At 68.0% G+C, this 24,576-nt stretch carries 27 protein-coding genes; 13 read left to right on the forward strand and 14 right to left on the reverse strand.

The genetic code is table 11. The annotated features are described in order from the left end of the window. The first annotated feature begins 314 nt into the window (after positions 1–314). The 3 genes from AB0L74_RS02340 to AB0L74_RS02350 all read left to right on the forward strand — a co-directional run bounded on the left by AB0L74_RS02340 (position 315) and on the right by AB0L74_RS02350 (position 3,085). The gene (locus AB0L74_RS02340) at positions 315–1,274 is read left to right on the forward strand and encodes an ABC transporter substrate-binding protein (protein ID WP_365644700.1); all 960 of its coding nucleotides are present in this window, start codon (positions 315–317) and stop codon (positions 1,272–1,274) included. Between the two features lie 33 nt (positions 1,275–1,307). Continuing rightward, positions 1,308–2,246 (forward strand): amino acid ABC transporter permease, encoded by a 939-nt coding sequence (locus tag AB0L74_RS02345; RefSeq protein ID WP_365644702.1) that lies wholly within the window; start codon positions 1,308–1,310, stop codon positions 2,244–2,246. A gap of 86 nt (positions 2,247–2,332) precedes the next feature. Continuing rightward, complete coding sequence (locus AB0L74_RS02350; RefSeq protein ID WP_365645073.1) at positions 2,333–3,085, forward strand: amino acid ABC transporter ATP-binding protein; 753 nt, start codon at positions 2,333–2,335, stop codon at positions 3,083–3,085. Positions 3,086–3,157: 72 nt separating this feature from the next. Here AB0L74_RS02350 and AB0L74_RS02355 read toward each other — a convergent pair whose 3' ends face one another. Further along, positions 3,158–3,928 (reverse strand): class I SAM-dependent methyltransferase, encoded by a 771-nt coding sequence (locus AB0L74_RS02355; RefSeq protein ID WP_365644704.1) that lies wholly within the window; start codon positions 3,926–3,928, stop codon positions 3,158–3,160. A gap of 99 nt (positions 3,929–4,027) precedes the next feature. On the opposite strand from AB0L74_RS02355, the gene AB0L74_RS02360 reads away from it, so the two are divergent. After that, positions 4,028–4,657 carry a CGNR zinc finger domain-containing protein gene (locus tag AB0L74_RS02360; RefSeq protein ID WP_365644706.1) on the forward strand — a complete coding sequence of 210 codons (630 nt, stop codon included), beginning with the start codon at positions 4,028–4,030 and terminating at the stop codon, positions 4,655–4,657. Here AB0L74_RS02360 and sodX read toward each other — a convergent pair. Continuing rightward, positions 4,561–4,995 (reverse strand): nickel-type superoxide dismutase maturation protease, encoded by a 435-nt coding sequence (gene sodX / locus AB0L74_RS02365; RefSeq protein WP_365644708.1) that lies wholly within the window; start codon positions 4,993–4,995, stop codon positions 4,561–4,563. The two genes, AB0L74_RS02360 and sodX, sit on opposite strands and share 97 nt — an antisense overlap. A gap of 145 nt (positions 4,996–5,140) precedes the next feature. On the opposite strand from sodX, the gene sodN reads away from it, so the two are divergent. After that, positions 5,141–5,536, forward strand: coding sequence for a superoxide dismutase, Ni (gene sodN, locus AB0L74_RS02370; RefSeq protein WP_014674929.1), 396 nt, complete (start codon positions 5,141–5,143; stop codon positions 5,534–5,536). Between the two features lie 7 nt (positions 5,537–5,543). Here sodN and AB0L74_RS02375 read toward each other — a convergent pair whose 3' ends face one another. Both AB0L74_RS02375 and AB0L74_RS02380 read right to left on the reverse strand, forming a co-directional pair. Next, positions 5,544–6,698, reverse strand: coding sequence for a site-specific integrase (locus AB0L74_RS02375; protein ID WP_365644710.1), 1,155 nt, complete (start codon positions 6,696–6,698; stop codon positions 5,544–5,546). Between the two features lie 24 nt (positions 6,699–6,722). Continuing rightward, a complete protein-coding gene (locus tag AB0L74_RS02380; RefSeq protein ID WP_365644712.1) occupies positions 6,723–7,223 on the reverse strand; it encodes a helix-turn-helix transcriptional regulator in 501 nt (166 codons plus the stop codon). Positions 7,224–7,344: 121 nt separating this feature from the next. On the opposite strand from AB0L74_RS02380, the gene AB0L74_RS02385 reads away from it, so the two are divergent. The 4 genes from AB0L74_RS02385 to AB0L74_RS02400 all read left to right on the forward strand — a co-directional run bounded on the left by AB0L74_RS02385 (position 7,345) and on the right by AB0L74_RS02400 (position 11,919). Then, positions 7,345–7,539 (forward strand): helix-turn-helix domain-containing protein, encoded by a 195-nt coding sequence (locus AB0L74_RS02385; protein ID WP_030207232.1) that lies wholly within the window; start codon positions 7,345–7,347, stop codon positions 7,537–7,539. Between the two features lie 521 nt (positions 7,540–8,060). Beyond that, on the forward strand, positions 8,061–9,335 hold the full coding sequence (locus AB0L74_RS02390) for a DUF3631 domain-containing protein (protein WP_365645075.1): 1,275 nt from the start codon (positions 8,061–8,063) through the stop codon (positions 9,333–9,335). A 315-nt stretch (positions 9,336–9,650) separates the two neighbouring features. Further along, positions 9,651–10,226, forward strand: coding sequence for a hypothetical protein (locus AB0L74_RS02395; RefSeq protein WP_365645077.1), 576 nt, complete (start codon positions 9,651–9,653; stop codon positions 10,224–10,226). Beyond that, entirely contained in the window at positions 10,216–11,919 is a 1,704-nt protein-coding gene (locus AB0L74_RS02400) for a mobilization protein (protein ID WP_365644714.1), read from the forward strand. The genes AB0L74_RS02395 and AB0L74_RS02400 overlap by 11 nt, the downstream gene beginning before the upstream one ends. Before the next feature lie 82 nt (positions 11,920–12,001). On the opposite strand, the gene AB0L74_RS02405 is transcribed toward AB0L74_RS02400, so the two are convergent. From AB0L74_RS02405 to AB0L74_RS02420, 4 genes are all read right to left on the reverse strand, one after another. Next, positions 12,002–13,003 (reverse strand): hypothetical protein, encoded by a 1,002-nt coding sequence (locus AB0L74_RS02405; protein ID WP_365644716.1) that lies wholly within the window; start codon positions 13,001–13,003, stop codon positions 12,002–12,004. 127 nt (positions 13,004–13,130) lie between these two features. After that, entirely contained in the window at positions 13,131–14,177 is a 1,047-nt protein-coding gene (locus AB0L74_RS02410; protein WP_365644718.1) for a YaaC family protein, read from the reverse strand. 303 nt (positions 14,178–14,480) lie between these two features. After that, entirely contained in the window at positions 14,481–15,299 is an 819-nt protein-coding gene (locus AB0L74_RS02415) for a class I SAM-dependent methyltransferase (protein ID WP_365644720.1), read from the reverse strand. Then, complete coding sequence (locus AB0L74_RS02420; RefSeq protein WP_365644722.1) at positions 15,296–16,669, reverse strand: XRE family transcriptional regulator; 1,374 nt, start codon at positions 16,667–16,669, stop codon at positions 15,296–15,298. Before AB0L74_RS02420 ends, AB0L74_RS02415 begins: the two co-directional genes overlap by 4 nt. A gap of 68 nt (positions 16,670–16,737) precedes the next feature. On the opposite strand from AB0L74_RS02420, the gene AB0L74_RS02425 reads away from it, so the two are divergent. The 3 genes from AB0L74_RS02425 to AB0L74_RS02435 are packed head-to-tail and all read left to right on the forward strand — an operon-like array spanning position 16,738 to position 18,712. Next, a complete protein-coding gene (locus AB0L74_RS02425; protein ID WP_365644724.1) occupies positions 16,738–17,238 on the forward strand; it encodes an ATP-binding protein in 501 nt (166 codons plus the stop codon). Then, positions 17,235–18,350 (forward strand): hypothetical protein, encoded by a 1,116-nt coding sequence (locus AB0L74_RS02430; protein WP_365644726.1) that lies wholly within the window; start codon positions 17,235–17,237, stop codon positions 18,348–18,350. The genes AB0L74_RS02425 and AB0L74_RS02430 overlap by 4 nt, the downstream gene beginning before the upstream one ends. Then, a complete protein-coding gene (locus tag AB0L74_RS02435) occupies positions 18,347–18,712 on the forward strand; it encodes an ASCH domain-containing protein (protein WP_365644728.1) in 366 nt (121 codons plus the stop codon). Before AB0L74_RS02430 ends, AB0L74_RS02435 begins: the two co-directional genes overlap by 4 nt. 57 nt (positions 18,713–18,769) lie before the next feature. Here the strand turns inward: AB0L74_RS02435 and AB0L74_RS02440 are convergent, their stop codons facing one another. The 3 genes from AB0L74_RS02440 to AB0L74_RS02450 all read right to left on the reverse strand — a co-directional run bounded on the left by AB0L74_RS02440 (position 18,770) and on the right by AB0L74_RS02450 (position 21,040). Continuing rightward, positions 18,770–20,332 carry an Eco29kI family restriction endonuclease gene (locus AB0L74_RS02440; protein ID WP_365644730.1) on the reverse strand — a complete coding sequence of 521 codons (1,563 nt, stop codon included), beginning with the start codon at positions 20,330–20,332 and terminating at the stop codon, positions 18,770–18,772. Then, positions 20,310–20,684 carry a hypothetical protein gene (locus AB0L74_RS02445; RefSeq protein WP_365644732.1) on the reverse strand — a complete coding sequence of 125 codons (375 nt, stop codon included), beginning with the start codon at positions 20,682–20,684 and terminating at the stop codon, positions 20,310–20,312. Before AB0L74_RS02445 ends, AB0L74_RS02440 begins: the two co-directional genes overlap by 23 nt. 221 nt (positions 20,685–20,905) lie before the next feature. Then, a complete protein-coding gene (locus tag AB0L74_RS02450; RefSeq protein ID WP_365644734.1) occupies positions 20,906–21,040 on the reverse strand; it encodes a hypothetical protein in 135 nt (44 codons plus the stop codon). 162 nt (positions 21,041–21,202) lie between these two features. Here AB0L74_RS02450 and AB0L74_RS02455 point away from each other — a divergent pair, with 162 nt between their 5' ends. Further along, positions 21,203–22,546, forward strand: coding sequence for a hypothetical protein (locus AB0L74_RS02455; RefSeq protein ID WP_365644736.1), 1,344 nt, complete (start codon positions 21,203–21,205; stop codon positions 22,544–22,546). 358 nt (positions 22,547–22,904) lie between these two features. Here the strand turns inward: AB0L74_RS02455 and AB0L74_RS02460 are convergent, their stop codons facing one another. The 3 genes from AB0L74_RS02460 to AB0L74_RS02470 all read right to left on the reverse strand — a co-directional run bounded on the left by AB0L74_RS02460 (position 22,905) and on the right by AB0L74_RS02470 (position 24,563). Further along, on the reverse strand, positions 22,905–23,168 hold the full coding sequence (locus AB0L74_RS02460) for a hypothetical protein (RefSeq protein WP_365644738.1): 264 nt from the start codon (positions 23,166–23,168) through the stop codon (positions 22,905–22,907). A 26-nt stretch (positions 23,169–23,194) separates the two neighbouring features. After that, positions 23,195–23,779 carry a dihydrofolate reductase family protein gene (locus AB0L74_RS02465; RefSeq protein ID WP_365644740.1) on the reverse strand — a complete coding sequence of 195 codons (585 nt, stop codon included), beginning with the start codon at positions 23,777–23,779 and terminating at the stop codon, positions 23,195–23,197. A 181-nt stretch (positions 23,780–23,960) separates the two neighbouring features. Next, a complete protein-coding gene (locus tag AB0L74_RS02470) occupies positions 23,961–24,563 on the reverse strand; it encodes a GNAT family N-acetyltransferase (protein WP_365644742.1) in 603 nt (200 codons plus the stop codon). Positions 24,564–24,576 lie beyond the last annotated feature (13 nt).

Below are 24,576 nucleotides of genomic sequence, written 5' to 3' on the forward strand. Positions count from 1 at the left end.
GAGACGTCCGCATCCTGAGATGCGCCGCAGATCTTCCGGCCGGAAGGGCCCGCGCCCGGAAACGTTCGGTCGCGATGTACCGACCTGTTGGGATTCGGGGTGGCACCCGTTATCCGATTTTGACATCACGAGCCCCCTGAAGGGCTGCGTCCGAATGGCAAGATGCCGTCATCACACGAGGTCGCGACACTCGAAGATGTGTGCCCCCGATCGACCGCCGTGTGCACCCGTCGGCCCGCGGCGCGGCCTCCGCCGCGCCCATCGGCGGGCGCCCGTCCCATCGGCACGTCCACCCATCCGCCGGAGGAACCACCATGACCGCACGCTCCACCCGTCGTACGACCGCAGCGCACTCCCGGATAGCAGTGGTCGGTGCGATCGCGGTCGCAGGCGCCGTGCTGCTCACCGGATGCGGTGACCAGACCGAGAAGAAGGGCTCCGGCGACGTCGAGGGGTCGGCGAGCGCCGCCCCGCTGGCCGGAAAGCTGCCGCAGGCGATCCGCGACAAGGGCGTCATCAAGGTCGGTTCCGACATCGCGTACGCTCCAGTCGAGTTCAAGGACGGCTCCGGCAAGACGGTCGGCATCGACCCGGACCTCGCGGCCGCCCTGGGCAAGCAGCTCGGCGTGACGTTCGAGTTCGAGAACGGCACCTTCGACACCCTCATCACCGGTCTGCGCTCCAAGCGCTACGACATCGCCATGTCCGCGATGACCGACACCAAGGACCGCCAGGAGGGCATCGACTCCGACACCGGCAAGAAGGTCGGCGAGGGCGTCGACTTCGTCGACTACTTCACCGCCGGTGTCTCGATCTACACCAAGAAGGGCGACGACCAGGGCATCAAGACCTGGTCCGACCTGTGCGGCAAGAAGGTGGCGCTCCAGCGCGGCACCGTCTCCGAGGACCTGGCCAAGGAGCAGGCCAAGAAGTGCCCGAAGGGCGAGAAGCTGTCCATCGAGGCGTTCGACAACGACCAGCAGGCCCAGACCCGCCTGCGCGCGGGCGGCGCCGACGCCGGCACCGCCGACTTCCCGGTCGCCGCCTACTCCGTCAAGACCTCCGGCGGCGGCAAGGACTTCGAGCTGGTCGGCGAGCAGGTCGAAGCGGCTCCGTACGGCATCGCGGTCGGCAAGGACAACACCCAGCTGCGCGACGCCCTGAAGGCGGCCATGGACGCGATCATCAAGAACGGTGAGTACAAGAAGGTGCTCGACAAGTGGGGCGTGGCGGAAGGTGCCGTCACGGAGGCCACCATCAACGGCGGCAAGTGACCGCGCGGCCCGCGGCACCGAAAGGCAACACCCGTGACTGTTGACATCGACAAGACGGACGGCCGGGGCGCGACGCCCCCGGCCGGCGCGGAGGCCATCAAGGCCATCCCGGTCCGGCACTACGGGCGGTACGTCTCCGCCGTCATCGCGATCGCGCTGCTGGCGGCGGTCGTCTACGCGTTCTCCCAGGGCAAGATCAACTGGGGTGCCGTCCCGGACTACTTCTTCGACGACCGAATCCTCAGGGGCGTCGGCCAGACGCTGCTGCTGACTGTCCTGTCCATGCTCATCGGCATCGTCGGTGGCGTCATGCTGGCAGTGATGCGCCTGTCGAAGAACCCGGTGACCTCGTCCATCGCGTGGTTCTACATCTGGTTCTTCCGCGGCACCCCGGTGCTGGTCCAGCTGTTCGTCTGGTTCAACCTCGGTTTGGTCTTCGAGTACATCAACCTCGGACCGTTCTACAAGGACGAGTGGTCGGACTTCATGACCCCGTTCCTGACTGCTCTCCTGGGGCTCGGTCTCAATGAGGCCGCGTACATGGCGGAGATTTGCCGCGCCGGCCTTCTCTCCGTCGACGAGGGCCAGACCGAGGCGGCCCACGCGCTGGGCATGAGCCACGGCAAGACGCTGCGCCGCGTCATCATCCCCCAGGCGATGCGGGTGGTCGTGCCGCCGACGGGCAACGAGGTCATCAACATGCTCAAGACCACGTCGCTGGTGTCGGCGGTGCAGTTCTACGAGCTGTTCCGCTACGCGCAGGACATCGGGCAGACCTCCGGCGCACCGGTCGAAATGTACTTCCTGGCGGCCGCCTGGTACCTCCTCCTCACGTCGGTCCTGAGCGTCGGGCAGTACTACATCGAGCGGTACTACGCCCGCGGCTCCTCGCGCCAGCTTCCGCCGACGCCCTGGCAGAAGGTCAAGGCCAACATGCTGAGCCTCGGCCGCCCGAGGGGAGGCACGGCATGACCGGGAAGACGGGCAAGCCGGGCGGCACGAGCACGCCCGGGACGACGAGCAAGACGGACACCCCCGTGAACGAGACATCCACCCCCATGGTGAAGGCCGAGGGCGTCCACAAGTCCTACGGCGCGGTCGAGGTCCTCAAGGGCATCGACCTGGAGGTGCGGACCGGCGAGGTGTTCTGCCTCATCGGCCCCTCCGGCTCCGGCAAGTCGACGTTTCTCCGCTGCATCAACCACCTGGAGAAGATCAACGCCGGCCGTCTGTACGTCGACGGCGAGCTGGTCGGCTACCGCCAGAAGGGCGACAAGCTGTACGAGCTCAAGGACAGCGAGGTGGCCCTCAAGCGCCGGGACATCGGCATGGTCTTCCAGCGCTTCAACCTGTTCCCGCACATGACGGCGCTGGAGAACGTCATGGAGGCGCCGGTGCAGGTCAGGGGCGTGGGCAGGGCGCAGGCCAAGGAACGCGCGACGCAGCTGCTGGAGCGCGTGGGCCTGGCCGACAAGGCCGGCAACTACCCCTCGCAGCTCTCCGGCGGCCAGCAGCAGCGCGTGGCGATCGCCCGGGCCCTGGCGATGGACCCCAAGCTGATGCTGTTCGACGAGCCGACCTCGGCCCTGGACCCGGAGCTGGTCGGTGACGTCCTCGACGTCATGCGCGACCTGGCCGAGTCCGGCATGACGATGGTCGTCGTGACCCACGAGATGGGCTTCGCCCGCGAGGTCGGCGACAGCCTGGTCTTCATGGACGGCGGCGTGGTGGTCGAGTCCGGCAATCCGCGCGACGTCCTGACCGACCCCCAGCACGAACGGACGAAGGCGTTCCTGTCCAAGGTGCTGTAGCCCTGCGGAAGGGGCGGTACGAGGTTCTCGTACCGCCCCTTCCGCATGACCGCCGGTCGCGGCCGCCCGTGGCTACTTGAGCGCCAGCAGCAGGGTGTCCGACGGCGAGCACCACACCGGCCGCACCTCGCCGAAGCCCTGGTCGCGCAGGACGCGGGCGTGCCACGCCGGGGACGGCGTGTCGCCGTCGGCGTGCTCGCCGTAGATCTCGAAGCGCCGGGCCGTCGGCTCGGCGAGGACGGGGTCCTTCGCCGCGAGCTGCCACCACTCGGCCCAGTCCAGGGCGCCGTCCCGCTTGGCCTGTTCCATGCGCGCGTGCCGCTGCGCCCGCTCGGCCGCGTTGATGCGGGGCGTCGTCTCGTCGATCATGTGGTCGGCGTTCATGAACACACCGCCGTCCCGGACCAGCCCCGCGACCTGGCCGTAGAGGGCGGCGAGAGGTTCGCGGTGCAGCCAGTGCAGGGCCGTGGCGGTCAGTACGGCGTCGTACGTGGCGTGCGGCAGCTTCGCCGGCCAGCCGGGGTCCTTGAGGTCGGCGGTGACCAGCGCGACCCGCTCGTCGCCCGCGAAGGTGCCCTCGGCGATGGCGAGCAGTGCCGGGTCGAGATCGACTCCCGTACTGGTGGCCTCCGGGAACCGCGCGAGCAGCCGGGCCGTGATACTTCCCGTGCCGCACGCGAGGTCGAGCACGCGCGGGGCGGGGCCGACGAGGGCCTCGACCATGTCCAGCATGATCCGGAACCGCTCCTCGCGGTCCGGCATGTACCACTCCTGCTGCCGGTCCCAGCTCTCCTGCCAGGCGTGCCAGTCGGCGCCGGCCATGGTGGTGTCCGCGTCCGTCATCGAGCCCTCCCTCACGTACGTCACGTAATACCCTGGAACCACGATCAGCTGTTACCCGACCGCAGGCACGACCATAGAGCCCCTCCGTAAGGACTACAAGTGGAACTGGCCTATTACTCGGATTACGCCGTGCGCCTCGTCAACACGGAGGAACCGGTCCGGGGCAAGGACGTCCTGACCTCCATCGAGGCCGTGCGCGGGCTCTTCGGCGAGAACCAGTCGGCGGCCCGGCGCGCCACCGAGGCCGACGTCACCCGCTTCCGCTCGGTCCGGGCACGGCTGCGCGCGGTCTTCGAGGCGGCGGACGGCGGCGACGAGACGCTCGCCGTGGACCTGCTGAACTCGCTGCTGCTGGAGTTCCCGGTGAGCCCGCAGATCTCCGGCCACGACCACCGCGACGACGACGGCCGTCCGCTGTGGCACATGCATCTGGCGGACCACCCGTCGAACGCCACGGCCGGGTACGCGGCCATCGCCGCGATGGGCCTGGCCTTCCACCTGACGGAGTACGGCGTGGACCGCCTGGGCCTGTGCGAGGCGGCGCCCTGCCGCAACGCCTATCTGGACACCTCCACCAACCGCTCCCGGCGCTACTGCTCCGACCGCTGCGCCACCCGCGCCAACGTGGCCGCCTACCGCGCCCGCAAGCGCCTGGAGGCGGACCGGTCGCACAGCACCGGCCTGACGGCCGACAGCGCCCAGCGGACCAGCGCCAACGGCGAGCGCTGAGCGGGCTTGCGCGGCCGGAAGCGGAAGCGGACCCGGCCGAGGACCAGCTCCTCGGGAACGACCCCGTAGTCGGTGCTGTCCCCACCCGCGTAGGAGTTGTCCCCGAGCACCCACCAGCCGCCCTCGCGCCGCTCGGCGGCCCGCTTGACGACCAGCAGGTCCTGCTGGAAGGGGTGCCGCAGCACGACCACGTCACCCGGCCTGATCCGGGCGCCCCAGTGCACCAGGAGCCGGTCCCCGTGATACAGCGTGGGCACCATCGACGGCCCGGACACCTCGGCCGGCCCGAACGGCGGCGTCCCCCTCGTGCGCTCGGTCTCCCGCGACAGCTCCGGCATCACCCGGCACCTCCCCTGTCTTTCCTCCACCAGTCCCAGTCTCACCCCGGACTTTTGTCCTAAGCCCACGGGGGCACCCGCGAAAACACGTCTCCCAGGGAGTAATGTCCCCCCTGAGAAGACGATCACGAGGAAGGATTGCTCCATGCTTTCCCGCCTGTTTGCCCCCAAGGTCAAGGTCAGCGCGCACTGCGACCTGCCCTGCGGTGTGTACGACCCGGCCCAGGCCCGCATCGAGGCGGAGTCGGTGAAGGCCGTCCAGGAGAAGATGGCCGGCAACGACGACCCGCACTTCCAGGCGCGTGCCACGGTCATCAAGGAGCAGCGCGCGGAGCTGGCCAAGCACCACGTCTCCGTGCTGTGGAGCGACTACTTCAAGGCCCCGCACTTCGAGAAGTACCCGGAGCTGCACCAGCTGGTCAACGACACCCTGAAGGCCCTGTCGGCCGCCAAGGCGTCGACCGACCCGGCCACCGGCCAGAAGGCGCTGGACTACATCGCCCAGATCGACAAGATCTTCTGGGAGACGAAGAAGGCCTGATCTCCCTCTAGGCGGTCTGACCTGCACTTTCGCGGGTCGTGCCGCTTAGCTGTCCGCACCCGGTCCGCAGTCCGCCGAGCACGGCGTCCATGACGGCCCGGGTGCGGTCTTCTTCGCCCGGCCACAGGTGCGCGTAGATCCGCAGCGTGATGACGGCGGACGCGTGCCCGAGGACGAGCTGCACCTGCTTGACGCTCGCGCCGCCGGCGATGAGAGCGGAGGCGTAGAAGTGCCGCAGGTCGTGGGTGACCATGTGCGGCAGCTCGACGGGCTTGCGGCCCTCACTCTTGGCCGCCTCGTTCTCCTCCGCCTGGAGCGCCCTGCGGGCGCAGTTCCACTCGGTCTTCCAGCGCCGATAGTTGAGCGGCTCCCCCTCCTCCATCGTGAACAGCCACTCCTTGGAGGGGCGTGCGGCGAGATGCGCGAGGAGCGCGTCGGTGACGACCTCGCCGACCGGGACCGTGCGCCGGGACTTCGCGGTCTTCGGCGGGCCGATCTTCCCCGACTGGAGCCGCTGCCGCTCGACGCGGATGGTGCCGGCCGTGAAGTCGACGTCCGACACCTTGAGGCCGAGCAACTCGCCTATTCGCAAGCCTGACCCGGCGAGCGTGACGATCGCCGCGCGGATGTACGGCGGCATCACCCTCGCCATCGCCTCGACCTGCTCGACCGTGGGCGGGGTGACCTCCTCGTCCGGCATGGCCGGGAGGGTGATCCGGCGGCACGGGCTGGAGGCGATGACCTTGTCGTCCACGGCCGCCGTCATGACGCGCACGAGGACGTCGTAGACGTTCCGCACGCTGCCGGGGCCGAGCTGGTCGGAGAGGTGCTTGAAGAGCACCTGGATGTCGTTGCGGCGTATCGCCGCCATTGAGCGGGCTCCCAGAGCCGGTACGAGGTGGAGCCGCAGCGCGTTGTCGGTGATGCGCTCGCCCGCCTCGCTCGCGATGAGCGAGCCTTCCCACTTCTCGGCGCACTTCTCGAACGTCACGCGGCCGGCGCGGGGATCAACGTACTGGCCGGTGACCATGCTGGCCGTGACCTCGTCGATCCACCGCTGGGCGTCGATCTTGCGTTCGTAGTGGCGGGCGTGCTCCTTGCCGTCGAGGTCGCGGTAGCGGGCACGCCATTTGCCGTTGGGGCGCTTCTGGATGTTGGCCAAGTGGCCTCTCCTTCGTGTCGGTTGTCAGTAGTGGCCGCCGTCCTCGATGTCGTTGCTGAGGGTGCGAGCGTCCCGCTCGTCGCCCATGAGGCGGAGGCACTGCTCGTGGATGGCCCGCGAGCTGTCGGGATGGGCCTTGATGTGGTCGGCGATGGCGACCACGGCACGGTGGAGGCGGTCGCGCGCGTCGCGGGCCTCATAGAACGCTTCGACGGTCTCCTGGACGAGGCGTCGACTGTCGATGTCGAGCCCCTCCAGAGGCGGGGACATCAGCTCTTCGAGGGGGAGCTCGAAGACGCGGGAGAAGGCGAGGGCCTCGTCGAGGTTGATGCGCCGACGGGGTGTGCCGTTCTCGATACGCCAGACCGCCGTCTGGTTCATCTTGACGCCGGCTCTGGTCACCCGCTCCGCCAGCTCGGTCGTGCTCCACCCTCTGACCTCGCGCTCCAGCGCCACGCGCGCGGCCACGTTCCCCTCGCTGTAGAGCAGCGGCACCTCGCCGCCTTCGGGTCTGTCGCCTGCCATCGAACCTCCATCGTCACCATCGCTATCCCAATTGAAACATGGGCTTCCCGATTTGGTTAACCGCCGATCCCGAGGTACAAGTCTATGCAACTCGAATCGCTACCTAGCCGAATGGGAATGCATGCGATACCTGACCACCGCCGAGGTCGCGGAGCGCTACCGCACAGCCGAGAGCACCGTCCGCTACTGGCGCCAGATCAAGAAGGGGCCGCGCGGCATCAAGGTCGGCAAGCGGGTGCTCTATCCCGAGGCCGAGCTGCTGCGCTACGAGCGCACCCTGATCGACGGCCGAGACGAGTGGGGCCTGGCCTCGTGAGCCGCCAGCAGCCCCGGACACAGCAACGGCCCCCGGCGCGCCAACGCCGAGGGCCGGAGATTCCCCTGCCTGTCGCCCATCCCTGAACGAACGAACCGGTGAGGGGGCGGGACCTTGCCCGTCCCGCCCCTCACCTGAGAGGAACGCCAATGGAGGACTCTACGTCCCCCGCCACCTCGAACACGTCCCCCAAGGTCGTCTGGCCCACCCCTGCGGTCCCCGGCCAGGGCATCCCGCGGCTCAACCCGGACCGAGCGGACGGACGGTCCGCCTTTCCGGGGACCGGCGACCGACCGGACCGTGCCGCTGGTCCGGTCGGTCCGGGATCGGACCGACCCGCGACCGAAACCCGGACCGGAGTTCCGGACAACCCGGACCAGGAACCCGGACCGACGGAGAACTCGCAGCTCAACGGCCTATCGGACCGGATCGGGAACCCGGACCGTGGACCTGGTCCGGAAGCCGAGGACCGGGTGGAGAGTTCCGGTCAGTCGGTCGGCGAACCCGGACCGACGGTCCCGGTGGACCACGGTGCTCCGGGGACAGTCCCCGGACCGGGAACTGGGGACCGCGAGGGTGCTGGTCTCACGGCGGACCGGGACCAGGACGGGTCCGTCGTATTGAACGAGCTGCGTGCCGCGATCGGCCGCTACGTCGTGCTGCCGAGCGAGGAGGCCCTGACCGCGGTCACACTCTGGGTGGCGGCCTCCCACATCCAGCCCGCCCTCCAGCACGCGCCGCGCCTGGCGGTGGTGGGACCGACCAAGGGCTGCGGCAAGTCCCGTGTCCTGGACGTGCTCCACGAGACCGTGTCCCGGCCGATGATGACGGTGAACACCTCGCCTGCGGTGGTCTTCCGCGTCATCGGCGAGGACCCGCCGACGCTGCTGGTGGACGAGGCCGACACCATCTTCGGCCCCAAGGCCGGCGACAAGGAGGACCTGCGCGGCCTGCTGAACGCGGGGCACCAGCGCAACCGGCCCGCCTGGCGAATCTCCGGCCCTGAGCACAAGGCGACGGCGTTTCCCACCTTCGCCATGGCCGCGCTCGCCGGGATCGGCGACCTGCCAGACACGATCATGGACCGGGCGGTCGTGCTCCGCATGCAGAAGCGCAAGCCGGGCGAGCGCATCGCCCCGTTCCGCTCGCGGTACTCCGTTCCGGAACTGAACGCGCTGCGCGACCGGCTGACCGCCTGGCTGGCCCCGCTGCGGAGCACCGCAGAGGGCTTGGTGCCGCAGATGCCGGTCGAGGACCGTGCCGCCGATACGTGGGAGCCGCTGGTGATCGTCGCCGACCTGGCCGGCGGGCACTGGCCCTCGCGGGCCCGTGCCGCCTGCCTGGCGATGACGCGCAACGAGGTGGTCCAGGACGAGCAGGCGACGCTGAAGACGCGGCTGCTGCGCGACATCCGCCGCGTGTTCGAGCAGCAGGGCGACACGGAGGCGCTGCGCAGCCACGACCTGCTCGCCGCCCTCCTCCAGGACGCGGAAGCACCCTGGGCCGAGTACGGCACCAAGGGCCTGAACGCCTACCACCTGGCCAACCTGCTGCGCGACTTCGGCATCAGCCCGGCCAACCACCGCTTCGAAAACGGCAGGCAGGCGAAGGCATACGCCCGCAACCAGCTCCTCGACGCCTGGGTCCGCTACTGCCCCGACCCCACCCAGTCGGCCCCCGCAGCCGGCGAGACCGTGGTCGCACGTCGAGCCCAGGGCAAGCCACCGGCCCCTCCGACGGGGACGCTGCCCAGTGGTCCTCCCGGCGGGCCTGCCAGCCCCAGGCCCACTCGCTGACACCAGCTCCGTATCAATCCGTCGCATCCGTCCCCGCGCAGGTCAGCGCGGGGACGGAGTTCCTCGCCGATACGGATCACTCCGTACCTGCCACCGTCTCCGTACCTGTCCTGACCAGCTACGGGACGGATGCAACGGACGTGACGAAGCCCCACCCCACACGACCACCGGAGCACCACCATGCCCGAAACGAGCACCGACAACGCCCCCACCCGCCGCCGCAAGGGATTCTTCGGCCTGACCCGCCGATCAGCAGCAAGCTGGAGCGAACGAGCCTCTAACGAGGCTTCGTCCGCGCTTGCCCCCGCCCCAGGGGTGGCGCAGGAGAAGGCCGAGCGCCAGGGGGCGCCCGAGCCGGAGGACGGCATAGCCGAGACCAGCTGCCCGCCCACAGCCGACTCCACCGCCCCGATCGCTCAGCCGCCTGCCGATGTCCAACCACCCGTCGAGCAGCCCTCCTGGCGGGATCTCGACGCCCCCGTCCTACCCGCACTGATGAACCGCAAGCGCACCGTGGAGAAGCGCGACCAGGAAAAGACCATCCGCTTCACACGGACAGCTGTAAGCGTGATCAGCGCCGCCGCTCACCAGCGCGGCCAGAAGTTCGCCGGATTCGTCGGCGACGCCGCCCTCGCCGTCGCCCTCGGCAAGGCGTGGCTGGTCGGCAGCCCGGAGGACGATCCCCTCCGCCCGCTGATCGAGGCCGTCGAGGCACACACGGTCGCGCTGAACCGCATCGGCGGCAACCTCAACCAGATCACCGCAGCCATCCACCGAGGAACGGTGCCCGAGCGCGCCGAGGCGGTGCTGGACCGCGTCGAGCAAGCCGCCGAGAACAGCTACCGACTGATCGACCAGCTCCTGACGCAAGGCACCGCCCATGGTTCCTGACGTCTCCACCGGCTCCGACACCCGCGGACTGATCGTCTACCTCTTCGGCCCCGGCCGCCGCGACGAACACACCGACCCGCACATCGTCGCCGCCTGGGACATGGCCGGCGCCCCAGACCCCGGCCGCGACCCGGCAGCCACCTACCCCCAGCTCGCCAAGCGCCTCGACCACCACGTCGACCTGCGCACCCGCGAACTGGGCGGCAAGAAACCACCCCAGCACGTCTGGCACTGCCCGGTCCGCACCGCGCCCGGCGACCGCTACCTCACCGACACCGAATGGGCCGACGTCGCCCGCCGCATCGTCCACGCCACCGGCATCGCCCCCAAAGGCGACGAGAAGACATGCCGATGGATCGCAGTGCGCCACGCCGACGACCACATCCACATCATGGCCACCACCGTCCGCGCCGACGGACGCCGCCCGCGCACCCACCACGACGGACAGCGCGCCCAAGCCGAATGCCGCAAGATCGAAGCCGAATTCGGCCTGCACCGCCTGAAGTCCGGCGACCTCACCGCACCCCGCACCCCCACCGGCGCCGAACGCGCCAAGGCCGAACGCCAGGGCCAGACGGTCACGGCACGGCACTGGCTGCGAGAGCAGGCATACGCGGTCGCCGCCGCAGTACAAGACGAAGCCGACTACTTCACCGTGCTGCAGTCCCTCTGCATCAAGGTCAAAACACGCCTCGGCCCCGACACCGGCGACGTGATCGGCTACAGCCTCGCCGCCCCCAACGACACCAACGCAGCCGGCGAACCCGTCTGGTACGGCGGCTCCAAACTCGCCCCCGACCTCTCCATCAACCGCCTACGCGAACGCCTCCCCGACCAGGAGATGGCCGACCACCCCCGGCATGTGGCGGACCCCACCGCCCCATGGCGCCACACCACCACCGCCATCCACACCGCACGCACCGTCCTCGACTCCGATGACGATGCCGCCGCCCAGGGCCACCTGGCCGCCTTCGGCGACGCCCTGTACAACATCGCCAGCGCCACGACCGGCCCACACCGAACAGAACTACAAGCGGCGGCAATGGCATTCAACCGCGCCCGCCGCTCCGCCACCCGCGCCGACCACCAAGCCGCCACCGCCCTACGCAAGGCCGCCAAGGAACTCGCCTACGCCTCCAACGAGCCAGGCGGACTCGCCATCGCCCTGCTCTTCGCCACCGTCCACCTGGCCCGCGCCGCCGCCCACTGGCACGCCCAACGCGGCCACGAACAGCAGGCCGCAGCGGCCGAAGAAGCCCTCCGCCACCTCCAGACTGGCTACCAGCAGGCCGCCACACCCGTCCTGGCCGACTTGGCCCGCCGCGCACCACGAGCCGCAACCGCCCGCCGCTACGAGCAAGACGTCCGCGCGGCCCACCCCGACAACGCCGACCGGATTCTCGCCGACCCCACTTGGACCGCCCTGACCACAACCCCCGCCCACGCCGAGACCGCCGGCCACAACCCCCGACGCCTCCTGGCCGAAGTCGGTACCCAGCGGGAGCTCGACAGCGCCGAGCACCCCGCCGAGGTCCTCAACTGGCACATCACCGCTCAGCCGAACCGGCGGACGCAAGCGGCTCGCAAGCGAAGTACGGTCAGCGGCACGTCGTCCGTGTCCGCCACGCCAAACCTGCCAGCCACACCGGTGGCCGATCGATCCCAGCCAGACTCCCTACGAAGGGGCCGGTAATGCGGAGACCGCCGCACCCCGTGCGACATGTTCCCCGAAGGAACAGCCGACGTGGTTCGGCGGGGGAACACCCGACTCGCTGTCAGGACCACGGGTCGTCGCAGTCTTCGACGCCAGGCGTGCCGGGGTGCAGCATGGTGCGCAGGCAACTGTGAAGGCCGCTGCCCTTGGCGGTCTCGACCGCGCGCATCCACGGCAACGGTGACATCAACCGAGCTGTCTCGTCGGTAGCGAGGGTGTCCAGCATGGCGCGCAGTTCGTCCGGGACCGGCAGGTCGGTGAGGCACATCCACCCCAGCGCGGCGCTCACGCGTACTTCTGGCGGTCGTGCCGGGTCGGACCAGCAGGCCCGCATCCACGCCACCGCCCCCTGGTCCTGGTGCGCCCGGGCCAGCTGCGCGATCGCCAGGATCAAGCCCGCGCGTGCGGCTGGGTTGTGCTCGGAGAGCAGGCGGGAGTGGAACGCGGTGAGGATGCCCTGCGCGCGGTCGGATGCGGCCGCCAGTGCGTATGCGGTGGCGGTGCGCACTGCGGCGTCGGGGTCGTCGAGCAGGGGCAGGAGAAGATCGGTGTCCGCCGCGATCGCCTCGCGGGCGGCCTGCACCGACCAGTTCTGCAGGTAGCCGGTGACCTCGAGGAACCATTCGTCATCGTCGTGGAACCGCAGCATGTCGGCACGTGTGCACACGCCCTGGTGCCACATGCGCGCCACCTCGCCCACCACGGTCAGGGCCTCGGCATGGTGGCGGCCCTCCGGATCGGTACCCATTCGAATCAGGAAAGGCACCGCCGACGCGACCGCGGCCCTCATGTCGTTAGCGCACAGGCCGATCAGCGTGCCGAGCGCACTAACAACGGCGGCGTCGCCCGAGTGCAACCGCTCCATGGCCTCGCGGACCCTGACCCCCTCCGGGAAGCGGTCCCATGGCACCTCCTCAAGCAGAAAGCCGTCCTTGGTGCCCTGGCGCATGTCCGCCACCACCGCGCGAACGTCGAGGGGGCCTCCCACCTGCTCAAGCGGATCTGCGTTGATGAACGCCCGCTCCACTGCTTGATACGCCGGGTCGTTCTCCCACGACCTCACGGAAACCTCCACGACGAAAACTCAAGCACTACGCTCTGCACCACCCCAAGGAGTATCGCGGTCAGCCGTCCTCCCAATCGCTACCCACTGCGAACGCCCTACTCGGCTGGCAAGTCGGAACTCTCTTTCAGCATACCGATACGTCATTGATTGCACGCAGCGCAAGGTGCGGGATAACCACAATCGCCTCTTCCAGCAGATGCTCGACTGCGTTTGCCGCACTGGAGTCATCAATATCGATGATCCCGGCCCAGGATTCCGGCTCGTAGCGCGTCAATATCGACAGACCGAAAAGGATTGCCCACCAAGCCAGGAGCGGATGAACTGGGCCACCCATATCGCCGATCTCCGGGAATACATAGGAATCACTGGGACCCCTATAGAACGTCGCCCGTTCTAGTGCTTCCCTACGCCCATCCGCGTCCCTCGCGTGCACGTCGAGCCCTGAAGGCAGGAATACCACAAGCTCATTCGCCCCACTATCCTGAAGGCGCCACTGAATCGAATCCGGAGCATCTGGCGTATGCGACCAACCACTCATCGAGGGGTACCTCGAAAGGAACACATCGACTGAAAGCGGGTCGACCTGCGAGCGAACTTTCACATCTTGCGGAACCGGAGACAAGGACAGCCGACACCACCTGTCTTCCCCCCGGTAAACCAGGCCACCGGGGCTGAAGTACAGGGCGGGAAGACCAGAGGAGTCCGGAAGGGGAACTTTCTGAGCCTCAGGAATCAAAGGCCACAATTCCCCCAACGATACAGATCGCTGCGCCTCCATTGGCTGGACCCCCAAGGCGCGAGCAACCCCAGGAAAGGAACCCTTGGCCGTCGGAGTCACCGCCACACGAGCCAATCCTTGACTCGCATCGATATTGCGAGTTTGAATTCCGTGACCCGTCAGCCGCCATTCACCCTTGCCGAGAAGTCCTGACGACGCAGCAATCGCCCTTCCGAACTGAGACAGCGCGTAGAAGATCTGCACAGGACGCGTCGCGGCACCCGCCCCCACAGCTGCCTCGGTGAATTGCTGGGCCTGCTCCAGGGATGAAACGAAGACATTCCTGCGATCCATATCATGCCGCACAGGGCCGCCGACTGCGGTTCGCAAGCCCCTCAGCTCACGCCAAACCTCTTTCGAGCGCGGCATCGCCAGATCTCGCCATGTGGCCATTTTCCCTCCCTGGAAACAACCTGTACTAATCAACCTCGAACACGGAAGCTATAGACGCAGCCCTCTCGAATCGGAACAAGATCGATGGTCAGCAATGCTGGCACCTCGCCCCGACCCTCAGACGGTACTAGCGAGAAGTATCTGTCCGAGGAGCTGGGCGTCGCTCCCCCTTTGCCGCTGCAGCAGATCGTGAACCAGATCCGGTTCTGGACTGGCCGCCGGCAGGGCGACATCGCCGAGGACGTCTTCGTTTGCCGTGAGACAGCTGCCCAAGGCGCTGGCCGCAGCGTCAGCTCGGGCGAATCACCTGCGACAGACGAGGATCCCGCCAAGGCAGGTGATCTCGTACGCGCCATTACGTGCGATGTCCTCGGCGACGATGGCCCGGGCCCGTTCGATGGTCGCGTCGAAGGGCACGTCGTGCTGGTCTGCCCAGGCTCGATACGAGGCCATGTGGGCAATGACGGGCTCGGGGTCGCGGACCGTGATGGTCCCTGGCAGTTCGGTGACCTCCACCTGTCCGAACTCCTCTCCGAGGAAGGCCGGAGCCTCCTCCAGGGAAAAGCGGGCGCTGAGAGAGATCCGGGCCGGGCCGCGCTCGACGCCGAGGACGTCGCCGGCGGCCCGCTGCCAGAGGTCATCCATCTCAGCCTTGTCGCGGTCACTGTTGGTGGAGACGACCACCAGCCCGTCACGGGCGACGATCCGGGCCAGCTCCCTGACCGCCTGAGGGATGTCGGGTACGTGGTAGAGCATGTGGAGCGCGAGGGCGGCGTCGACGCTGCCCGTCGCCAGCGGAAGCCGGGTTGCATCCGCCACGGCGACCGGGCCGGGGACGCCGGCAAGGATGCCGGGAGCGATGTCGAGGCCGAGCAGGGACAGGTCCGGGCGGTCCTGGCGGAGCCGCTGGATGAACTTGCCGTTGCCGCAGCCGATGTCGACGACCCGCCCACGTACGTCGCCCAGCTGCTCGGTCACGAGGCCGGGGAGGTCGTACCGCGGCGTCTGCCACTGGTAGAGCGACTGCCGGGCGGCCAGGTCCCGGTCTCCGTTGTAGGCGCTGCCCGCCAGGCGGGCCCGGTCGGTGACGGCGGCGTCGTGGGCGGCGGACAGGTCGGTCACGTCGGCAACTCCGGTGGGTGGGCGGCGGGCAGGGACGCACGGACGGCCGTGTGCTGGAGTCGTTCGCGCAGGTGCACTGCCTGCGCGGCTCCACCGTACTGCGGCCCTTCCAGCTCCCGCCCGAGAACGGTGAGCCGGCGCACGATACTGGCCGACATGCGCTCGGGCGAGGACTGAAGAACAAAGCCGAGCATCTCCTCCGTGCCCTCCAGGTCGCCCAGGAGCAGGTGCCCGCTGGCGAGGTCGAGGTGCGCGGCGAACAGGTCACCGACCGACTGATCGTCTCCGTCCGCGCTGCGATAGAGGCGGATCGCCGTCTCCGCGCTGACGATGGCCCGGTGGACGTGCTCCTGCCCGCCTACGGCCAAGAGGGTCGTTCCGGCGTACGCGAACTGCTTGGCCGCAGGGAAGCCGAAGACTCCCAGGACCTCGTCCCGGCCCGAGATCGCCTCTCGCGATCGTTCAGCATCCGACAGGGCGGCGAGCGCGCCTGCCGAGTCGCCGACTATCGCCAACGCCCGCGCCTCCAGACTCGCCAGCCGTGCGCCGATGCTGCCGCTGGCCCTGTGCCGCCGACCGGCCTGCGCCAGCCGGGCCGCCTGCTCGTACCGCCCTGCCCAGTACGCGATCAACGACTCCACAGCCCGTACCCAGGCCAGCATCCCCTCGTGCCCGGCCGCCTCGGCACAGGCGCGTGCGGTGCGGGCGTGGGTGGCGGCGGAGTCGTAGTCGCCGAGGTCGAGGCAGACGTGCGCGGACAGGCCACAGAGGCGAGAAGCGGAGAGGTACAGGTCAGCGGTCTGCCGGGGGTGCTGGCGCCCGCGCAGCAGCTCGAAGGCCCCGTCTCGTAACCGCCTGATCTCGACGTACTGCTCCTTCAGCGGGTGGCTGACGTACGTACGGGCGAGCCGGCCGACGTCTGCCTCCAGCTGCTCCACGACGAACTCGTCAGCGTTCCGCTGCGCGATGAAGCGGGCGAAGTCCGCCGACCGCACCGCGTCCTCAGAGAGTGGGTCTCCACGGACGTGGGTGTCTTCCGGCGGCAGCGCCGACGGCACAATCTCGACCTCGGCGGCATCGGACCCGTACCGCTGCCCCTTGCTGACGGCAACAGCTTGGTCGAGCACGGCGATATCGACGCGGAAGACCTGCGCCAGGTACTTCCGGGTATAGGGAACAGGGACTCGGGCTTCGCGCTCGTACCGCCCGATCTCCTTGCCGGTTTTCGCGGAGCGCCCTTCCAGGGCGTTGTACTCGTCGGCAACCCTCTGCTGGCTCCAGCCGCGCTCGGTACGCAGCCGGACGAGCAAGGCGCCGATCCCGGTGTCGCCCATGCCGTCCCCCAGGAACACGTGACCTCTGGCCCCCATAGTGGCCCCCGCCTTGGCCCCCGTGCTGGCTCCCGACCCAAATGAGTTAAGTCGCTTTGCTGTTGACCATGGCAAGCAGACTCACCAACGAGGCGATCGATACCGCCCCGGATCTCCTTCCGAGCACGGGTCGGCACCGCACCATGCTGTTCCCCCGCCGCCGGACCACACCGCGTATCGCTCGCGACTTCGTCGCCGCCACGCTGACCGAATGGGGTGAGACGAGCCGCCTCGACGACATGCGGCTGTGCACCTCGGAACTCGTCACCAACGCCGTGCTTCACGGGGCGCCCGTGGGTCGACTGCTCCTCGTACGCGTTGAGTCCCTCGACCAGGAGCTGCGGATCGAGGTCCACGACAGCGGCGAGAACAGGCCGACGCAGCGCGTTCCCGAGGAGTCCGCCGTCGACGGCCGCGGTCTGCTGATCGTCGCCGCGACCGCCGACAGCTGGGGCGTGAAGGAGCGGACGGGCCCCGGAAAGTGCGTCTGGGCCGCATTCGACCGCATTGACAGCGAGGCCGCGCCTCTGCCGCCCCACACCACCGGCCCCCAGGGAGACACCTCGTGACCATCCACCCCGTCTCGCCGAACACCGTCCTCGCCAACGCCCTCCACCGCGCCGAGGACGTACTGACCCCGCGCATCCTGGCCGCCCCGCCCGAGCGCATCGTGTTGGTCGTCGGTACCCAGATAAACGGCGCCCCGCACATCGGCACCTCGCTCGTGCAGTCCCTGGCCTTCGCCATGGCCGCCCGACTGCGCGACCGCTACGGTCTCCCCACCGAGGTGCTCTTCAGCGCCCTCGACAACGCCCCGTACGAGCTGGCCACCGACCCGACCAGCGGACACCGCTACCAGCGCGCCTACGCCCAAGCCCTCGGCGAACAGGCCCTACACGACCTCGTAACCGCCCTCTACCAGCCCCTCTTCACGGCCCTCTCCAGGCGCCTGGGCATCCCGCACCGCATCGAGACGTACACCCAGCAGCAGGCCGGCGAGCACTACCGCCGCACCTGGCTCCGCCTCCTCCCCCGCATCGACGCCGCCCGCTGGTGGCTCGCCCCCTCCACCGGCACCCCGCACCTCCGCGTCCCCTGCCCGCACCCCGACTGCGGCTGGGCGGAGAAGCACGCCGAACGCACCCGGGTCCGCCTCACCGGGCCCGAGTCGGCGGTGGTCTCCGCCGTCTGCCTCCACCACAGCCCGTACGAGGCCACCATCACGCCCACCGCCGGCGGCTACCTCGACCTGGCCACCCTCTACCGCAACCTCGTCAAGGAACTCGCCATGACCAGCCCCCAGGGCACCCTGTACGTCATGGTCAAGGGCGGCGACTGGGTCTTCGGCTCCCACCTCGTCGACGAGGCCCTCCAGGCCGTGGGCCTCACGCGCGTCCAGCTCCCGGCCCGACTGTTCTGCCCCCAGGTCGTGACCGACACCGGCGCCAAGTTGTCGAAATCCCTCATACGAGAAGGCCGTGCCCCCTTGCCCGAGGGCGCCGCCCCCTGGATGCTCGACACCCGGCAGTGGCCCGGCACCGTCACCGAGTACGCCGACCAGCTGCTCGCCATGGCCGAGACCCTGCTCTCCGACCCCCGCCACTTCTTCCGCTCGTACTCGGCCACCGAGATCAGCCGCCTGATCACCGCACCGTCCCCCAGGAGCGTTCCCTCCCGATGACCGACCGCACCGCCCGCGTCCGCGAGCTCAACCTCTACCGCCAGTACTTCGAGCTCGTCGCCGCGGGCACCAAGACCATCGAGGTGCGGGTCAAGTACCCGCACCTCGCGGACCTCGCCGCCGGCGACACCATCCGCTTCCGCATCAAGGGCACGGACGAGACCTGCGACGTCGAAGTCCTCCGCGTCACCGAGTACCCCGACTTCGAAGCCCTCCTCGACGGCGAAGGCCCGTCCAACGTCAACCCCACCGCCACCCGCGACCAGCAACTCGCCAACATCCGCACCATCTACGGCCCCGAGAAGGAAGCCCTCGGAGCCCTCGCCATCGAGATCTGTCGTTCGGGGCCACCGCGCAACTAATGCTTCTACAGATCAGCGGCATCCACTAGATCCGGCGAACAAAACTACACCGGAAAACTAGTTTGATTCTTCGAGCGGGTCTTCTTCATAGACGTCCGGGATCGCCTCCGTGACCTGCCCACCTACGTAATAGCGAATGGCGCTGGGATAGGAAACGCCCCTCTCACGATACATCAGGACGTAGCCCATGAGGGCACTGATCTGCCACTCCTCTCCTACGGCAGAAGAAAGCAAGCGGAAGGCTTGATCGGCAGACAAAGGCCCCTCTGGGACGGTTACCCGAGTCTCACTATCTATCGCTCCAGGACGGTACTCAAAGCGGAAATTATAAGGAAGTTCCTGCTTGAGCCGAACGGCCAGATCATACGCAGCAAGATCGAGAGCTGGCCCTTCGGGGTGAAGGGCCCACGAAAGGTCAATCGGATGGAGAACATCGAAGTGATCACCGCGAAGGCGAGTTCGGTCTCTCATTCGCCCAGGATCTTGGTTTCCGAATCCATTATTATTCCAAGGCTCAATCCCTCGACCGTTCAGTCGACGGATCACAAGCTGTTCGGGCGCAACATAACTTAGGTCATCATCCAGCTTTAGATAGCTAAACGAAAAGTCTTTCGAATCAATGTTACGGCGCCCATCAATTTTCCGAAGATTCCGCTTGAGGCGATGGGAAATCGAACGATCGCCCTTGCCTACGTAGACGGTCTCAGGAATTTCGACACCAGTCTCCTGGTGGAGAAGATAGACCCCAGGCCAGTCATCCAGCTGCTCAATATTCGGAATTGTTAGGCTGTGACGTGGCTGAGCTGCCAGGATCCTAATGAAGAGATCTTCTTGCGCCTGAGGAATCAGCCGGAAGCCCGTTCCGCCCGTGTAGGCGACGTTACGACTGAACGGATACGAGGTAGCAGTGTCGGTCGCCCGCTGGTTGGGCTCCGGTAGGTTTCGAATTTTGAGTTCATGCTTGAGCTTGGGGTAAATATCACTCAAGGAGAGCTGTGCCGGAGCGTCCGGAATCCCAGCCCGAACGACATAGTCCAGCACCCCGGTAAAGGAGGTGCAGGCGGTCTTCTGTACCTCCGGTGACGGCACGTGGGCAGCTCGATCGGCCGCCGTCAGCGTGTAGACACCACTGATTTCGGCGGCCACCGCGAAGGTGCTCTGGTCACTGCCCGAGAGGCCATTGATGGCACGTCCTGAGTAGCAACAGTCGAGGATCACCAGCTTCACCTGGGCTGGCGAGTCCAACAGTGCGCCGCGAACCTTGTCGTACTCCAAACCGGTCAGGTCCGGGTAGCGGAGCTGGGTTTCACCTGTGGCCAGACAAAGCGAACCAGTCTTCGTGAGCACGCCATGCCCGACGAAGTAAACCAGCAGGGTGCCCGTAGTCTCCTCCGCCAGGCGATGGAGCCGCAGGCCCAGCTTGGAAGATCCTACGGGATCTTCCAACACATGCACCTGGCCTTCAGCCCAGCCGCACAGGTCGGGGTCAGTAAGAAGGCGTCGCATCGTGTGCAGGCTGTTGAGCACTGCTGGAACATCCGGAAGGGACGGATCTCGGTACTGCGAGACGCCGATGAGGATGGCGGTGTCGTTCTCCTCAGGCTTCATTAGTGTCGTCACTCAAGAAGCGTCGGATCAGATCCTCGGCCTCGGCTGCGTCACCAGTCTCGAGTTCCAGGGTGCGGTCCGCACGAGTGATGGTGATGCGGATCGTGGTCTGGGAGCGTCGATTTTGCAGCCACGCAGAGAGCGAACCGGCAAGGATTGTTGCGATCCCGCCGGAGCCGAGGGAGACGGTCAGTAGGTCGAGAGCGGCACCGAGTTCGTTCTCGGCAGGCGCGGCATGGGCTACGCGGACCCGCCCATGAAGACCTCGTTCAGCCTGGAGCCACGCGACAAGTGCCACCTGGTCGGCGACAGTCTCCGCGGAATCGACCTTGATTAGCGCCTTCGACCCCTCAACGTCGCTCATACCGCCCATAGCGTCCCCCATACCTAGGTGCATCTCGTGCCCAGTGTCCCCGAGCTGTACGGGTAGACAGCTTACGCGCGGCGTGGTGGCAAGCCCCGGGCACCGCCAGGGGCTTGCCACCATCTCGGCTCACGCACAGGCGCTCTCAACCATGTTCCCAGCGAGCACACATCACCGGGATACGGCCTGAGCCCCGCCCTGAAGTTCGGCGCTCGGGCCCCTCAGGTCTGAAGCCACAGCTCCAGAGCGAGCCGCAGGATTTCCTTCACCACCTGCCATGCCGCCCACCTACCTGCGAGCTTCACCGCCGCATGCCAACGCTCCTGGTCACGCCACACGCCCATGAACTTCCTCATCGATTGCCCTCCTTAGGGCCGACCCGGGTGGTCGACGACCCCCATGGAGCCCGCCAGGCGCGCTTCTCGTCGTTGGCTGAACCCCGCTGAACGGGGTGTTCAGGCTGGTCAGACCTGGTGAAATTGCGGTTCGACGAACGTTCAGACTGAACAGGGGAACCCATGACCGGTACACCGGCGGTTGACCGGCTCGCCACCACGCTGGAGGGGCTTCGGCTGAAGGCGAGCCTGTCCCTGGGGCAGATCGAAGCGTTCGGGAAGGCACAGCAGCCTCCGGTGAACCTGGGCAAGAGCAAGACCAGCCCGTGGTTCACGGGCAAGACCGTTCCGGCCCCCGGCCGACCGTTCAGAATCTTGGTCACGCTGCTCGAAGCGCGGGCCGGCGTGTCCACCCTGGGTGTTGGCAGGTGGGAGCTGATGCGTAAGGAGGCTGCAGGTGAACGTCGCTTCCCGCCGGTGGCAGCGAGTAACACAGCATCGTCGCCGACGAACTCAGATACGGAAGTTGACGTCGCGTCCGAGTCTTCCCCCACCACGCAGGTCTCGAGCCAGACAGTTCCGTCGCCTGCCTCGCCCACGGAAACAGATCGACGCAAGGCTGGGCGACTGCTGGACCTCCTACCGCCTGATGGGAGCTGGCGGACTTGGCTCCGCAAGGCACCGACGTTGTTCACTGTGCCGCTCGCGGTAAGTCATCCCGTCTGCGACGCCTACGAGGAGTTGGACGATGATGTGCTCGACTACGTCAACCCGGCACTTCAGGAAGCTCACGAGTCCGCGATGGAGCACCTTAAGGCGTTCTATGACGAGCTAAACGGCATGCACGATGTCTCGGACGAAGGCAGGCCCGTCCTAGAGATGAGCTACCCCGGCACCACGACCGAGCGGAACAATCTCAACAGGCAGGCTTGCCAGGCCAGGGACAGCTTCCTTCGCGCGTACAAGAACCTCGTCAACCTCCTGAACGCCCAGGGACTTGTCCCCGCCAGCGGTCTGGGCGGAGAAGCGGTTCCTCAAAACACGCAGGGCAGTGGCCCCGACCTCGGCGTGGAGCTGCTGGCTGGATGCACGCTGGAGGACGGCAGGATCATTCACATCCCCATAGGACTCGCAGGCGCAGAAAACCCCCAGATCTTCTCCGAGCCGTACTACCTCGTAGTCAAGGCTGCCAACCGCAGCACGTGTGAGGTGCAGGTCGATGGCGTGCGCATGGAGATTGATTACGGGGTGGAGGTACCTGCTCTTTACACCTTCGCTCCCGCTGGACCTGGCGGTAGGGCTCAGCTGCCGTTCAAGCTGGGCAGCCATGCAAGTGGTCACGCTCATGCCAACGCGGCCGAGCTGGGCAATGGTTTCGCCGCCGTGGCTCGCGATCGCGGGCGGGCGGCAGTGCCGAAGCGAGTGCGACCTGTGGTCTGGACGGGGTCGGGCATCGACTTCTTCGGTTCATGGACCGATCTGGAGACCCTCGGACCGTTCCTCCTGAAGGCCATGCGCGGGGAGTGACGGAGGTACCTGCTCCCGTGCCCGGGGAAAAGCAACGAACGCCCCCGCCAGTCCGCACACAGTCCGCAGGACACCCGATCAGGACCGTCGGACCCCATCGCCAGCCAACAGCAAAAGGCCAGGTCAGCGACCTGCTGCGGGCATCGCCGCAGGTCACCGACCCGCCCCATTACTAGGAGACCAAGAAGGCCTGACCCAGGCCCTCGCGAGTCCGCCTTCGCGGCCGGCGATCGGTGCACCATCGCGGGCCACCGGGCAACCCGAAGGGGCCCGGCCGGTTCTCCGGCCGGGCCCCTTTCGTCCTCGCGTCCGCCTTCGCCGGTGGGCGGAAGGGCCCGGCGCACGGCGCTGGAGCGGGTCAGGAGCCGCCCGGGAACCTGCCCCGCGGCTCCGTGGTGCGGGGCCTCGTGCCGCGCCCCGCGGGCGCCGCGGCCCGCATCGCGGTCGTCCCCTTCGGTGCCACCGTGCTCTCGGCGGCCTGCGCGGGGTGCGCCTCGCACCTGGGGTCGCGGCACGGGCCGGGAACCCATACCGGGACCCACGCGCCCAGCGTCTTGTGGCGCCGGACGACCGTCTCGACCTGCTGCCCGCAGGAGGGGCAGACGTGCTTCCCGCCGTCCATGGATTCAGCGTAGAGCCGATGGCGGCTCAGCGCTTCCTGCCGTACGTCCGCACCAGCACACCGCTGTCCAGCGTGCGCACCGACTCCAGCGTGAAGGCCGAGACGGCGGCCGCCGAGCGGAACATCGGCATGCCGGAGCCCAGCACGATCGGGTACGTCTTGATCACGAGCTCGTCGATCTCGTCGATCAGTTGCCCGGCGATCTCCGAGCCGCCGCAGAGGTAGATGCCGAGGTCGCCGTCCTCCGCCTTCAGCGCGCGGACACGGCCGGCCAGGTCCGAGGAGATGATCTCCACGTGCGGGTCGGGCGACTCGGTGAGGGTGCGCGAGGCCACGTACTCGCGCAGATGGGCGTAGGGGCTGGTGATGCCCTCCTTCAGGGCCAGGTCGTAACTGGCGCGGCCCTGGACGATCGTGTCGAACCGCTTGTTCGGCAGGTCGTCGAAGCCCATGGCCCGGCGGCCCTGGGTCGGCACGGTCTCCGGGTATTCCGCCTTGACGAAGGCGAAGAACTCCTCGTCGAGGAAGGCGAACATCGAGGAGGCGTCACCGCTCGGGTCCCCGATGAACCCGTCGATCGAGCAGGCGATGAAGTAGGTGAGCTTGCGCAAGCCGATCTCTTTTCTTCGGGTTCGGGGGTTCGAGGGGACGGTTCGCCGGCACGGGCGGGGGCCCGCGAGAAGAACGCCTCGGGTGCAGTTGCCGGGGCTGGGCCGCCGAGAGCACGTCCGGTTTTCCCGGACGGTGAGGACGCCGCCACCGACGGGAGGGACACGGCCAGGCGGCCGTTCGTCAGTGGGCCGGCGGGCGCGGCTCGCGCCACATCGGCCACATGCGGGGACCGTCCGGCAGGTCGAGGGCCGGGCCCGTGCTGGCGAAGCCGAGGCGTTCGTACAGCCGGCGGCTGCGGTCGCTGCTCGCCTCCAGGTAGGCGGGCAGGTTCTCGCGGTCGCAGCGGTCGAGGACCGACTCGATCAGCGCGGTGCCGAGGCCCTCGCCCTGCCGCCCGGGCGTGACACCGATCATCCACAGGTACTCGTGCGCCCGGCCCGCTGGATGGACCCGGGCCATCAGGCGGACGATCAACTCGACGCGCTCGTTGTCCGGGTCCACGGCCGCGCGCAGCTGCGCGGGGCTGTCGTCCGCGCCGCCGGCGTCGTCCGCGGGCACGGACAGCCACAGCGCGCAGGCCGCACCGTCCTCGGTGACGTCGATGCGTCCCTCGGCGAGCACGAGATCGGTGAAGGCCGCCATGAGCCTGTGGTGCGTCCTGCGCCGGTAGGCGGCACCGGGGAAGACCCAAGCGCTCACCGGGTCGTCCTGGAAGGACTCGTCCAGCAGCCGGACGACCAGCTCCCGGTCGTCCTCGCCCGCCGCGCGGATCGCCACGCCCATGCCGCTCCCCCCC

Source organism: Streptomyces sp. NPDC052020, assembly GCF_040680575.1.
Lineage (GTDB): Bacteria > Actinomycetota > Actinomycetes > Streptomycetales > Streptomycetaceae > Streptomyces.